Consider the following 14,486-nt stretch of genomic DNA (forward strand, 5'->3'; position numbering starts at 1 on the left):
ACTCAATGAAATGGTCGCATTCGACGCCAATGAAGCGCTGACGCCATGCCGCGAGGGTCGCGGCATCGGGGCCATTCTGTTCGACCGCGAGCGGCTGCGGCAAGCCGAGATCGGCCTGTTCTCGCCCCAGCACTGGGGCAGCAGGGCTCGGCCGGTGGGCGAGGGCGGTCGTGGCAGCGCCTGGTTCGTCGATGCGCCGTTCGGCGCCAGCGTGCTGCGCCACTACCTGCGCGGTGGCCTGGCGGCGAAGATCAGCCATGACCAGTACCTCTGGCGCGGCGCGGACCGGACGCGCAGCTTCGCCGAATTCCGGCTGATGCGCGCGCTGCGCGAGAAAAAGCTGCCGGTGCCCCGGCCACTGGCGGCGTTCTACATGCGTGAGGGCCTGCGCTACCGGGCTGCGATCCTGATGGAGCGGATCGAGGGTGTCCGTTCGCTGGCCGACCGCGCGCTGGTCGCGGGCCGGGGCGCACCGTGGGAGGAGACCGGGCGGCTGATCGCCCGCTTCCATCGTGCCGGCCTGGACCATGCCGACCTCAATGCGCACAACATCCTGTTCGACGGCAACGGCCACGGCTGGTTGATCGACTTCGACCGCGGGGTGATCCGCATCCCGGCGACCGCCTGGCGCGAACGCAATCTCAAGCGCCTGCTGCGCTCGCTGATCAAGCTGCGCGGCGAGCGCAGCATGGAAGACGTGCAGAAGGATTACGCGCGGCTGCGCCGCGCCTATGACATGGCCTGGAACCGGGGCACCTGATGGACTGGTCGTTGCGTTTCCTCGGCGTCGGCAATGCGTCGGCGGTCGAGCTGGGGTCGCCGATGTCGGTGATCGAACGGGACGGTCGGCCGTGGTTGACCATCGACTGTGGCGGCGAAGGCCTGACCGCGTTCAAGGCGCACTACGGGCACATGCCGCAGGCGCTGTTCGTCACCCATGTGCACCTGGACCACGTAGCGGGCTTCGAGCGGCTGTTCGTCGATACCTTCTTCAACGCGCACCGGTGCGGCAAGGTGCGCCTGTACGTGCCCGCCACGGTGGTGCCGCTGCTGCACAAGCGCATCGGTGATTATCCGAATGTGCTGGCCGAGGGCGGTGCCAACTTCTGGGATGCGTTCCAGCTGGTCGTGGTGGGCGAGGCGTTCTGGCACGAGGGCGTGCGCCTGGAAGTGTTCCCGGTGCGCCACCACTGGCCGGAGACGGCCTATGGCCTGCGCCTGCAGGGCGCGCTGACCTGGAGCGGCGATACCCGGCCGATTCCGGAGATGCTGGCCCGCTTCGCCAACGACAATGAACTGATCGCGCACGACTGCGGCCTGCATGGCAACCCGTCGCACACCGGCGTGGACGACCTGGAGCGCGAGTACAGCGCCGAACTGCAGGCGCGGATGATGCTCTACCACTATGCGAGCGCGGCCGACGGCCAGGCGCTGGCCGCGCGGGGGCACCGTGTGGCGCAGCCGGGGCAGTGCGTGCCGCTGGCCAACCCCACTGCACCGCACGTGCTGGTGCAGGATCCGCCGTGAGCGGTGCTGGCCAGCCCGCCGACGCGGCGCTGGCTGCCGAGCTGGAGGCGCTGGAACGCGCGCTGCATGCGCCGCAGGTGCGGGCCGATCGCGAGCAACTGGCGGCACTTCTGGACGAGGATTTCAGCGAGATCGGCAGTTCCGGGCAATGCTACGGCCGTGATGCGGCGTTGCAGGAGATCCCGCTGGAGCGCGCGCAGGTGCTGATCGAATCGGAACAGTACGCGGTGTGGCTGTTGGCCGAGGATCTGGCCCAGGTGCGCTACCGCAGCCGCTATCACGTTGATGGCCAGGCCCAGGGCTGGGTGTTGCGCAGTTCGCTGTGGCGACGGCATGCGCAGGAATGGAGGGTGGTGTTTCACCAGGGCACGCCCGCGGCGGGGTAGTGGTGGGCGATGCCCGGTGAAGGGCGCCAGCCAAGGCTGGCATCTACCAGAGGCGGGGCGTCGCCGGAAAAGGCGGTGGCCCCGCCGGCTGACCTCGGCGCCCGCGTCGATCGATACCGTTGCTGCCTTCCGGCCCTGGCGGGATTTTCGACCTAGCGTCGCGAGGGGCCGACGGGGCCACCATAGAGACGTTGGCCGCCCAGTGGGCGGCCGGTTCACGGATCAGGGGAAGCAGCGCGCGATGCGCCGGAGACCACAGCCGGACTGCACATCGGCTGGCCGATGGCAGACGGCAACTATAGCGCAGGCAGGTACATCGACGCCAGCTTCGTGCACTGAATCGGCTGTAACCCGCGTCTGCCGGCAACGCCCCGCGCCGACCGGCGTTGCTAGAATGCCGGCCAGGAGGAACGACCTCCCCCGCATCGGGAATCAATGACCAGGACGGCCTGGCCCTACCAAGAGGAGGGCTGTCATGGCCTGGATCTATCTGTTGTTCGCCGGCCTGCTGGAAATCGTCTGGGCCGTGTCCATGAAGCAGTCCGAAGGCTTCACCAAGCTCACCCCTACCGTGGTCACCATCATCGGCATGATCGCCAGCTTCTGGCTGCTGGCGGTGGCCATGCGCAGCCTGCCGCTGGGCACCGCCTACACGATCTGGACCGGCATCGGCGCGGTCGGTGCGTTCGTGGTCGGCATCGTCTTCCTCGGTGAGCAGGTCAGCCCGATGCGGATCGGTGCGGCGGTGCTGATCGTTTCCGGCCTGGTGCTGATGAAACTCTCGAGTAGCTGAATGCATTTAGTTGGGCGGAGAAAGGAATCTCCGCCTGCTGCAGGTATATGCATTTTCGGCAAAACCATTTTGTCCGCCCGTTTTATTTGACGTGCGTCATGAAAATAACGAGCGTGATTCACATGCCGCTGGCGCCATCGGCCGCACAGTGCCGCCATTCGTCATGCGAAATCGGGGAGTTTTCGCCTTGACGGACACGTTGACCTGCCTTTTCCAGGTGCGGTCGCGTGAAGATGTGAAGATTTTCAGAAGTTAATGAATCCAGGCCTTGTTCCCGTGTCGGGAGCCGGGGTGGGCCGCATTGTCTTCAAAAAAAGCCTGCCTGCAGTGCCATCCGGTCTTTTCATGGAGATTTACCGATGAACCGCATTTACCGTCTGGTTTTCAATCGCGCCCTCGGCGTAATGCAGGTTGCTTCGGAGGTCACCCAGAATCCCGGCGGAAGCGCGGTCTGCGCAGGGCGGGTGCCGCGATTGCGGGCGCACCAGTTGGCGGTGGCATTGGCTGCCACGCTGGCCAGTGGTTCGGCCTTCGCAGCGTGCACTGGCACCACGACCGTCAACTGCGACAGCTCCACCAACATCAACAACTACGTCAACCCGACCAGCGGCCTGACGTTGAACATCGCCAATGGCGCGGTGTTCAGCGTGCCTCTGCTGTTGGGCGGCAATGCGGTGACGTTGAGCGGCAGCAACACCACGGTCAACAACGCCGGCACGATCGATCCGTTCCTGACCGGTGGTCTCAGCCTGGCCGCGGCCGGCCTGGTGGTCGGCAACAACACCGCCGGTGGCAGCGCGATCACGGTCAACAACCAGACTGGCGGCCAGATCAAGGGCATCTTCAACATCGGCACTTTGCTGGGTTTCGGCGGCCAGGCGGTCACCGCGCAGAATGCCGCAGGTGGGACCACCACGCTGGTCAATGATGGTTCGATTGGAATGTCGCTGCTGGGGATAGGGCAGCTTGCGGATGCGACGTCGGTGGTGACCTATGGCGGAGCACAGGCCAACGTGACCAACCGTGGCAGCATCACCGGTCGTGTCGGCCTGGGCGCTTCGACAGGCAATACGTTCACCAATTCGGGCACGATCTCGGGCAGTGTGCATCTGGGTGATTCCACCGGCGGCAATACTTTCACTGCCGTGGCAGGGTCCACCGTGGTTACCGGTGGCGGTAGCGCACCTGCAGGCCTGCTCGCCGGCGTAACCGGGGTCAAGGTCGCAGCGGCGGGCACGGTTGATGCAGGCATCGGCACCGGTGCCGCCAACAACACCCTGGTGCTGCAGGACAACGCCAGTAACAACGGGCCTGCGTCGAGCATCGGCTGGACCAACTACATCGGCTTCCAGAAGCTCACCGTCAACAGCGGCACCTGGAACCTGCAGGGGCCGTGGTCGGGCACGGGCGCGATCACCCTCGGTGGCGGCGTGGTGAACTTCAACAACAACGCCGCATTCGGTTCCGGCCTGTTTACCGTCACTGGCGGCTCGATCGCGGCCAGTGGTGCAGGCCTGTCGCTGGGCAACAATTTCACCCTCAATGGCGGGTTGAACCTGGGCGGTGCCCAAGGCTTCGGTTTGAGTGGCGTGCTATCCGGTACCGGTGGGCTGACGGTCAACAACACCGGCATCGTCACCCTGGGCGGTGCGAACCTGTTCAGCGGTGGCGTCAACCTCAATGCTGGCGGCCTGGTGCTCGGCAATGCCGGTGCGCTCGGCAGCGGCAGTCTGACCGTCGGTGGCAACGCTTCGCTGGATACCTCGGCCAACTTCAATCTGGGCAACAACCTCGTCATCAACGGTGGCGGCACGCTCAACCTGCTGGGCAGCAACGCGCTGGGCCTGAATGGTTCGATCTCCGGCGCTGGCGACCTGGTCAAGGCGGGTCCGGGTACCCTCACCTTGAATGGTGCCAACCTGCTTACGGGCTCCTTCGCGGTCACCGGTGGTGCGCTGGCATTGGGCGCCGGTGGCAGCCTGTCACCGACAAGTGCGATCTCGCTGAGCGCAGGTACCAACCTCGATCTCTCGGTTGCGGCCAGCCAGACCATCGGCTCACTCGCCGGATCCGGTGCGCTCAACCTTGGCGCGCGCAGCCTCACGTTGGGTGGCCTGAACACCAGCACCAGCTTCTCCGGCGTCATCGGCGGTGTCGGCGGCGCGCTGGTCAAGGTCGGTACGGGTACCCAGACCCTGTCGGGCGCCAATACCTTCACAGGTGGCGTCACGCTCAACGGCGGTGGCCTGCTGCTGGGCAATGCAGGCGCGCTGGGTACTGGAACACTTAGTGTTGGCGGCAACGTGTCTCTCGATGGCACCGGGGCGCTCGCTCTCACCAACGCGGTCAATCTGGGCGCGGGCAGCATCCTCAATCTGTCCGGGAACCAGGCATTGACCTTCAACGGCGTGATCGGTGGCTCCGGCAGCCTGGTCAAGAACGGCGCGGCCACCCTGACCCTCAACAACGCCAACACGTTTGGTGGAGGGCTGTCGCTCACGGCTGGAGGACTGGTGCTCGGCAACGGCGGTGCGCTGGGAACCGGCGCATTGAATGTCGGTGGCGCGGTGACGCTTGATGCCAGCTCGGCACTGACCGTGGGCAACGGCATCAACCTGGGGGTGGGTGGTTCGCTCAACGTGCTGGGCTCCAACGCGCTGACGCTGGGCGGCGTGATCGGTGGTACCGGCAGCCTGGTCAAGAACGGCGCCTCCACGCTCACGCTGGGTGGGGCCAACGCATTCACCGGCGGTCTGAACGTAAACGCAGGAAAGGTGGCACTGGCCAGTGGCGGCAGTCTGGCGGCCACCGGGGCGGTGAGCTTGGCGGGGGCCGGCGCCGAACTGGACATCTCGCTCGGCGGCAACCAGACCATCGGTGCGCTGTCCGGTTCGGCAGGCAGCATCCTCTCGCTGGGCGGAAGCACGCTCACCTTCGGTGATGCCACCAACCAGACATTCGGCGGCGTGATCGGCGGTACCGGTGGCCTGGTCAAGCAGGGAACGGGCACGCAGACGCTCAGCGGCGCCAATACCTTCAGTGGTGGCCTGAACCTGGCGGCCGGTGGCCTGTTGCTGGGCAACGGCAGTGCACTCGGTACCGGCGCATTGACGGTCAGCGGCAATGGCTCGCTCGACGCAACCGCAGCACTGAATCTGGGCAATGCCATCAACCTTGGCGCGGTGCTGACGCTGCCGGGCAGCCAGAACCTCACCCTGGGCGGCAACATCACCGGCACCGGCAGCCTGACCAAGAACGGTGCCTCGCTGCTGACCTTGAACGGTACCAATGCATTCAGCGGCGGCCTGAACCTCAATGCCGGCAGCCTGCTGCTGGGCAACAGCGGTGCACTCGGGACGGGCGCATTGAGCGTGGGTGGCAATGCATCGCTCGATGGCAGCACGGCGTTGAACCTGGTCAACAATGTCACTCTGGGTAGTGGGGCTGCGCTGTCGCTGCCGGGTTCGCAGGCGATCACGCTTGGCGGGGTGGTTTCCGGAGCCGGTGGCCTGGTCAAGAACGGTGCCAGCACGCTCACGCTCAACGGCGCCAACAACTTCGCCGGTGGGCTGACGCTCAACGGCGGTGGCCTGATGCTGGGCAACGCTGGCGCACTGGGAACCGGGCTGCTTGCCGTGGGCGCGAACGCGACCCTGGGCAGTACGGTGGCATTGAACCTGGGCAATGCCATCGATCTCGATGCCGGTGCGCAGCTGAGCCTGACCAGCAATGAGAATGTTGCTCTGGGCGGACTGATCACCGGCACCGGTGGCCTGATCAAGACCGGCACTGGCGTGCTGTCGTTGAACAACAGCAACACCTTCAGTGGTGGTCTGACGCTGAATGCGGGCGGTCTGTCGGTCGGCGCCAACGGTGCGTTGGGTACCGGTGCACTGAACATCGGCGGCAATGTTTCTCTGGATGCGAGCGCCCCGGTTTCGCTGGTCAATGCAGTGAACCTGGGCGCCAATACGCTGACCCTGCCGGGCAGCAGCAATCTCACTCTGAGCGGTGTGGTGAGTGGTGCCGGTGGCCTGATCAAGGACGGCGCCTCGACGCTGACCTTGTCCGGTGCCAATACCTTCCTCGGTGGCGCCACGGTCAACGCAGGTACGCTGGCACTCGGCGCGGGTGGCAGTCTTGCCGCCATCGGTGCGGTGGACCTCGCCGGTGCCGGCGCGACGCTGGACATCTCCGCAGCGGGTGCCGGGCAGACCATTGGCGCGTTGAACGGCGTGGCAGGCAGCCATGTGGCATTGGGCACGCAGACCCTTACTTTCGGTGGCGCCAGCAATGGCAGCTTTGCCGGTGTCATCGATGGCAGCGGTGGGCTGATCAAGGTCGGTGCTGGCGTGCAGACGCTGTCCGGTGCCAATACCTTCAGTGGCGGTGTCGCGCTTGATGCCGGTGGCCTGATCCTCGGGAATTCGGGGGCGCTGGGCACGGGCACACTGGGCATCGGCGGCAACGTCAGCCTGGACGGAACGACGGCACTGAACCTGGCCAACGCCGTGAACTTCGGTGGGGGTACGCAGCTGACGCTGGGCGGCAGCAGCGATCTCACCCTTGCAGGCGTGGTGGCCGGCAGCGGCAGCCTGATCAAGAACGGTGCAGGCCTGCTGACGCTCAACAACACCAATACCTTCGGTGGCGGCCTGACCTTGAACGGTGGTGGCCTGGTGGTCGGCGCGAACGGCGCACTCGGTTCCGGCACGCTGGCGGTGAATGCCAGCACCACGCTGGATGCGGGTGCTGCAGCGACGCTCGGCAATGCGGTCACGCTGGGCTCGGGTGTTGCACTGACATTGCCGGGCAGCAATGCGCTGACGCTGTCGGGTGTGATCGATGGCAACGGCAGCCTGATCAAGAACGGTGCCACCACGCTGACGCTGTCCGGTGCCAACACCTATACCGGCGGTACCACCATCAACGCCGGTACGCTGGCACTGGGAACAGGTGGCAGCCTTGCCGTGGCGGGTGATGTCACGCTGGGCGCAGGCGCTGGCTTCGATATCTCCGGTGCCGGCAGCAGCCAGACCATCGGCGCGCTCAACGGTGCGGGCGGAAGCACGCTGGCGCTGGGCGGTAATTCGTTGACCTTCGGCACGGCCGGCAATGCCGCCTTCGACGGCGTGATCAGTGGTGGTGGCGGTCTGGTCAAGGTGGGCGCGGGCGTGCAGACGCTGTCCGGCGCCAACACGTTTGGCGGCGGCGTGACGCTCAACGCTGGCGGGCTGGTGCTCGGCAATGACGCGGCGCTGGGCACGGGTGCATTGACCGTCGGCGGTGCCGCCACGCTGGACACCACCGGCCTGGCAGCACTGACCAACAACATCGCGCTCAACGCAGGCCTGACCGTACTGGGCACCAATGCGCTGACGCTCAACGGGGTGATTTCCGGTACCGGCAGCCTGACCAAGGATGGTGGCGCAACGCTGACCTTGAACGGTATCAACTCCTATACCGGTGGTACCAACATCAACGCCGGCACACTGGCGCTGGGTGCCGGTGCCAGCCTGGCGGCGAGCGGTACCGTGAACCTCGCCACCGGCGCGACGCTGGATCTGTCGGCCGGCAGTGGCACGCAGGTGTTCGGCACCCTGGTCGGCAACGGTACGGTCAACCTGGGCGCCAATTCGATCGAAGTCGGCGGGGCGACCAATGGCACCTTCAGTGGCTCTATCGCAGGTACGGGTGGCCTGACCAAGGTCGGTGCGGGCATCGAGACGTTGACCGGTGCCAACACCTACACCGGCGGAACCTTCATCAATGCCGGCACACTGGCGATCGGTCCGGGCGGCAGCCTGGCGGCCACCGGTGCAGTGACACTTACCGCAGCGGGAACCGGCTTCGACATCTCGACGTCCGGTGCCAGCCAGACCATTGGTTCGTTGGCCGGGGTGACTGGCTCCACGGTCACTCTGGGCGCGCAGTCGCTGATCCTCGGCGGCAACGGCAACAGCGTGTTCGACGGCGCGATTTCCGGCACCGGTGGCCTGGTCAAGAACGGCACCGGCATCCTCACGCTGGGCGGCGCCAACCTGTTCAGTGGCGGCCTGGCGCTCAATGGCGGCGGCCTGGTGGTCGGCAACAACGCCGCGCTCGGCAGCGGTGCGCTGACGGTGGGCGGCAACGCGACGCTGGATGCATCGACAGGCGTCAACCTGGCCAACAACATCGGGCTTGCAGCGGGCGCCAACCTCGACCTGCTCGGCAGCCAGGCGCTGACACTGGGCGGTGTGATTTCCGGTACCGGTGGGCTGATCAAGAACGGTGCGGCCACCGTGACCCTGACCGGTGCGAATACCTACACCGGAGGCACCACCATCAACAGCGGCACGCTGGCGATCGGCGCCGGCGGCAGCCTGGCGTCGACCGGCGCGGTGAACCTGGCCGGTACCGGTACCCTCGATATCTCTGCGGGCAACCAGAGCATCGGTTCGCTTGCCGGTGTGGCCGGCAGCACCGTGGCGCTGGGGGGCAGTGCGCTGACCCTGGGCGGCACGGTAGACAGCACGTTCAACGGTGCGATCACCGGCAATGGTGGCCTCGTCAAGAACGGCGCAGGCGTGCAGACCCTCAACGGCGCCAGCACCTTCAGTGGCGGTGTAACGCTCAATGCAGGCGGCCTGGTGGTCGGCAACGATGCCGCTCTCGGCACCGGGGCGGTAACGGTGGGTGGCAACGGTACGCTCGATTCGAACACTGCGGTGACGTTGGCCAACAACTTCGTCCTCAATGCCGGGCTGACCGTGCTCGGCAGCAACAACCTCACCCTCAACGGCAACCTGAGTGGCACCGGGGCGCTGACCAAGGAGGGCGCAGCAACGCTGACCTTGAACGGTGCCAATACCTATACCGGTGGCACCTTCATCAATGCCGGTACGTTGGCATTGGGCGCCGGCGCGAGCTTGAATGCCAGTGGCATCGTCAACCTGGCCAGTGGTGCGACCTTCGATCTGTCGGCGGGCAGCGGCACGCAGCAGTTCGGTACCCTGATCGGCAACGGCACGGTGAACCTGGGCGGCAACACCTTGACCATTGGTGGTCCCGTCAATGGCACGTTCAGTGGTTCGGTGGGGGGTACCGGTGGGCTGATCAAGGAAGGCACCGGCACCCAGACCCTGACCGGTGCCAATACCTTCACTGGTGGCACCACCATCAATGCGGGCACGCTGGCGATTGGCGCCGGAGGAAGCTTGGCAGCGAATGGCGCGGTGACACTGGCCAACGCCGGAACAGCGTTCGATATTTCTGCCGGTGGCGCGCAGAGCATCGGATCACTGGCGGGTGTTACCGGCAGTACGGTCGCGCTCGGCGGCAGCACGCTGACCCTCAATGGCGTAGGAAACACGACCTTCGCTGGTGACATTACCGGTACCGGTGGCCTGGTGAAGAATGGTGCAGGCATCCAGGGCCTGACCGGCAGCAATACCTTCAGCGGTGGCGTGGCACTCAACGCCGGTGGCCTTGCCTTGGGTAACAACAATGCACTGGGAACCGGCACGCTGACCGTGGGCGGCAATGCCAGCCTGGACGGCACCAGCGCGCTGACGCTGGCCAATACCGTGCAGCTGGCCAGTGGCACGCTGACCCTTGCCGGCAGCAACGCGCTGACCTTGAACGGCCCGATCAGCGGCGCTGGCGGCCTGCTCAAGGATGGCGCAGCAACGGTCACCCTCGGCGGTGCCAGCACCTACACCGGTAACACCACCATCAACAGCGGCACGCTGGCGGTGGCGGCCGGTGGCACCCTGTCGGGTGCGAGCACGGTCAATCTGACCGGTGCCGGTACGCTGGACATCAGTGCCGGTGGCAACCAGAGCATCGGAGGCCTGGCCGGCGTAACCGGATCCAGCGTGGTGCTGGGCGGTGCGACCCTGACCACCGGCGGCAACAACGGCAGCACCACCTTCGGCGGTGTGCTCAGTGGCACCGGTGGCCTGGTGCAGAGCGGCACCGGCACGCTGACCCTGAGCGGCGACAACGTCTATACCGGTGGCACCACCATCAACGGTGGCAGCACGCTGCAGCTCGGCAACGGTGGCAGCTCCGGTTCGGTGCTGGGCGACATCACCAACAACGGCAGCCTGGTCTACAACCTGGGCAGCACCGCAACCGTGGGCGGTGTGGTCAGCGGTAGCGGTGGCCTGACCCAGGCCGGCAGCGGCACGCTGGTGCTGACCGGCAACAACACCTATACCGGCGGTACCACCATCAATGCCGGCGGCACGTTGCAGGTGGGCAACGGTGGTGCGACCGGCGCGATCGTCGGCGACATCACCAACAACGGCGCGCTGGTGTCCAACGTGGCGGGCAACACCACGCTGGGCGGCACCATCAGCGGCAGTGGTGGCCTGACCCAGGCCGGCGCTGGCACGCTGGTGCTGACCGGCAACAACACCTATACCGGCGGCACCACCATCAATGCCGGTGGCACGCTGCAGGTCGGCAATGGCGGTGCGACCGGTGCGATCACCGGCAACGTCGCCAACAACGGCAGCCTGGTGTTCGACGTGGCGGGCAACACTACGGTTGGCGGCGCGATCAGTGGCAGCGGTGGCCTGACCCAGGCCGGTGCCGGCGTACTGACCCTGGTCGGCAACAACACCTACACCGGCGGCACCATCATCAATACCGGTGGCACGCTGCAGGTGGGCAATGGTGGAGCGACCGGTTCGATCGCTGGCGACATCACCAACAATGGTTCGCTGATCTCCAACGTCGCGGGCAACACCCTGCTGGGCGGCACCATCAGTGGTACGGGTGGCCTGACCCAGGCGGGCAGTGGCTCGCTGGTGCTGACCGGCACCAACACCTACACCGGCGGTACCACCATCAATGCCGGCGGCACGCTGCAGCTGGGCAATGGTGGTGCGACCGGCTCGATCGTCGGCGACATCACCAACAACGGCACGCTTGTGTCCAACGTCGCGGGCAACACCACGCTGGGCGGCACCATCAGCGGCAGCGGTGGCCTGACCCAGGCCGGCAGCGGCACACTGACCGTGACCGGCGACAACACCTACTCCGGCCCGACCACCATCACTGCCGGTGGCACCCTGCAGGTGGGCAATGGCGGCGCGACCGGTGCGATTGGCGGCAGCGTCACCAACAACGGCAGCCTGATCTTCAACGTGGGTGGCAACACCACCGTCGGCGGCGCCATCAGCGGCAGCGGTGGCCTGACCCAGGCCGGCAGCGGCACGCTGATCCTGGGCGGCAACAACACCTATAGCGGCGGCACCACCATCAACACCGGCGGCACGCTGCAGGTCGGGAACGGCGGCGCGAGCGGATCGATTGCCGGCAACGTCAGCAACAACGGCAGCCTGGTGTTCAACGTCGGTGGCAATACCACCGTTGGCGGCACCATCAGCGGCAGCGGTGGCCTGACCCAGGCCGGCGCTGGCACCATCACCCTGACCGGCAACAACACCTACACCGGCGGCACCACCATCAACGCCGGTGGCACCGTGCAGGTTGGCAATGGCGGCGCCAGTGGCTCGATCACCGGCAACATCACCAACAACGGTGGGCTGATCATCAACACCGGTGGCAGCACCACGCTGGGCGGCAGCATCAGCGGTGGCGGCAGCATCGTGCAGGCCGGTCCGGGGGGCTGAACCTTGGCGGCAACAGCGGTGGTTTCAGCGGTACCGGCCAGGTCACCGGCGGTGGCCTGAATGTCACCGGCAACATCGGCGGCCAGTGGACCATCGGCAGCGGTACCACGCTGTCCGGCACCGGCACCATCGGGGGTACCGGTGGTGGCGTGACGGTATCCAGTGGCGGCGTGCTGTCGCCGGGTAATGGCCCAGGCAATGGCAGCGGTGCGGGCAATGGCACCGGCACGATCACGGTGGGTGGCAACCTGACCTTGTCGCCGGGCAGCACGCTGGGCATCGATCTGGGTGCCACCGGCAGCGACACGGTGCAGGTGGGTGGCAGTGCCAACGTGGGTGGCAGCAGCGTGCAGGTGAATACCATCTCGCCGAGCACCAGCTACCAGCAGGGCCAGCAGTACACCGTGGTCAATGCGGGCGGTGGCGTGAGCGGGCAGTTCGCTTCGGCGAAGACGCCGTCGGCCTTCCTGACCATCACCCCGGTCTACACGGCGAACACGGCCAATCTGCAGATCGATGTGGCGCAGACCGCAGCCTTCACCACGGCGGCGAAGACGCGCAACCAGTACAACACCGCCGCAGCGCTGGACAGCCTGCCGCAGAGTGGTCCGGCACTGGGCCTGTACAACACGCTGCTGATGTATGACGCGGGTACCGCGCGCGCGGCCTTCGACCAGCTGTCCGGTGAAGTGCATGCGGCCAGCCGTGCGGTGCTGTTGTACGACAATTACCTGGAAGAGGGTATCCGCCAGCGCCTGGGCAGTGAGCTGCCGACCGTGCGCGGTGAGCGTGCCTCGGCCTGGCTGGCCGGCAGCGGCAAGGTGTTCAGGCAGGATGGTGATGGCAACGGCGACGACATCCGCTCCAACCGCAATGCGCTGATGGCCGGCGTGGACTGGCAGCTGGGCGAGCACGTGGTGCTGGGTGCAGCGGCCGGCAACGAACGGCTGGATACGCGCCTGTACGATCGCAGCTCGCGCGCCCGCCTGCGTGGCAACACCTTCGGCCTGTATGCGCAGGGCCAGTGGAACAACGGCTTTGCGGTCGGTGGCAGCGTGTCGCGCGGCGACTACCGCACGCGCACCACACGTGAGGTGCCGCTGCTGGGCCAGACCCTGTACAGCCGCCAGGACTCGGATGTGACCATCGCCCAGGTGGAAGGCAGCTGGACCTGGACCCACGGCAGGACCCAGCTGCAGCCGTATGTGCAGTTCACCAAGCACTGGGTCGACAGTGATCGCGCGGTGGAGCAGGGCGGCACTGCTGCGCTGGAGCTGGAAGGCGGCAAGGACACGCTCAATGTCAGCACCGTGGGCGTGCGGGGCCGCTGGGACGTGGGCAGCGGCGAGCGCTTCCCTGCACAGCTGACGGTCGGCCTCGGCTGGCAGCATGCTTCGGGTGACACCGACGTGGCCAGCCGCAACCGCTTCGCGGTCGGCGGCAATGCGTTCGATGTGTACAGCGCGGTGATGGCACGCAACGCGCTGGTCAGCCAGCTGGGCGTGGCGGTTGGGCTCGGCCGCAACAGCCAGCTGTCGATGTTCGTGCAGGGCCAGCACGGCGACGGTCGCCGCGATGTCGGCGGGCAGATCAACCTGCGCGTGGGCTTCTGAGGGGAGCGGGCCAGCGGTAGAACCACGGCGGGCGTGGATGGGACCGGGGCGGGAGCGCTAGAGCTCCCGCTCCATTTCCACAGCGTCGATCCCGGCGCCGTGGCCATCGGGCACCACACGTATCACCTGGAAGCCCAGGCCGGCGTAGAAGCCCTGGGTGTGCTGGCTGGTGCTGAGCGTGACGCGATTGATCGAGGGATCCGCTTCGGCCTGGCGCAGGCGCGCCAGCGCCAGTTCGCGTCCCAATCCATGCCGGTGCAGCGCGTGCTGCACCATGCCCCAGCAGAAACCGGCACTGCCATCACCGCGTCGCGACAGGCCGCCACAGGCCACGATGCGGTGGTCGCGCTCGATCACCTGGAAGGCGCAGTCCATGGCCTGCTCACGCAGGAAGCGTTCAAGGTCGCTGCGCTCTTCGGGCGCGAAGTAGGTGGGCACGTTGCTGTCGAAAATCGACAGGCAGGCGCTGGCATCTGCGGGTCGGTAGAGGCGGAGGTTCATGGGCCCACGATAGACGATCGTCAGTAGATCCACGCTACAC

Annotated in this window: 5 protein-coding genes, 1 other RNA gene and 1 pseudogene; 5 read left to right on the forward strand and 2 right to left on the reverse strand. The window is 66.5% G+C overall.

Annotated features, from left to right (window positions below):
- The first annotated feature begins 10 nt into the window (after positions 1–10).
- Genes ACZK13_RS04355 through ACZK13_RS04365 form a run of 3 tightly spaced genes read left to right on the forward strand, consistent with a single transcriptional unit; the run spans position 11 to position 1,913 of the window.
- Positions 11–760, forward strand: a complete 750-nt coding sequence (locus ACZK13_RS04355; protein WP_049400634.1) for a 3-deoxy-D-manno-octulosonic acid kinase — start codon at positions 11–13, stop codon at positions 758–760.
- Positions 760–1,527 carry an MBL fold metallo-hydrolase gene (locus ACZK13_RS04360; RefSeq protein WP_049421588.1) on the forward strand — a complete coding sequence of 256 codons (768 nt, stop codon included), beginning with the start codon at positions 760–762 and terminating at the stop codon, positions 1,525–1,527. The genes ACZK13_RS04355 and ACZK13_RS04360 overlap by 1 nt, the downstream gene beginning before the upstream one ends.
- Positions 1,524–1,913 carry a nuclear transport factor 2 family protein gene (locus ACZK13_RS04365; RefSeq protein WP_253143536.1) on the forward strand — a complete coding sequence of 130 codons (390 nt, stop codon included), beginning with the start codon at positions 1,524–1,526 and terminating at the stop codon, positions 1,911–1,913. The genes ACZK13_RS04360 and ACZK13_RS04365 overlap by 4 nt, the downstream gene beginning before the upstream one ends.
- A gap of 78 nt (positions 1,914–1,991) precedes the next feature.
- Here the strand turns inward: ACZK13_RS04365 and ffs are convergent.
- Positions 1,992–2,088: signal recognition particle sRNA small type (gene ffs, locus ACZK13_RS04370), an RNA gene on the reverse strand.
- 300 nt (positions 2,089–2,388) lie between these two features.
- Here ffs and ACZK13_RS04375 point away from each other — a divergent pair.
- Together ACZK13_RS04375 and ACZK13_RS04380 are read left to right on the forward strand one after the other, a co-directional pair.
- Positions 2,389–2,706: a DMT family transporter gene (locus ACZK13_RS04375; RefSeq protein WP_010483859.1), complete on the forward strand. Its 318-nt coding sequence runs from the start codon at positions 2,389–2,391 to the stop codon at positions 2,704–2,706.
- 359 nt (positions 2,707–3,065) lie between these two features.
- A pseudogene (locus ACZK13_RS04380) lies at positions 3,066–13,945 on the forward strand (autotransporter-associated beta strand repeat-containing protein).
- A 57-nt stretch (positions 13,946–14,002) separates the two neighbouring features.
- Here ACZK13_RS04380 and ACZK13_RS04385 read toward each other — a convergent pair.
- Positions 14,003–14,446, reverse strand: coding sequence for a GNAT family N-acetyltransferase (locus ACZK13_RS04385; RefSeq protein ID WP_329893391.1), 444 nt, complete (start codon positions 14,444–14,446; stop codon positions 14,003–14,005).
- Positions 14,447–14,486 lie beyond the last annotated feature (40 nt).

This window comes from Stenotrophomonas sp. 99219_Sma (assembly GCF_056480785.1).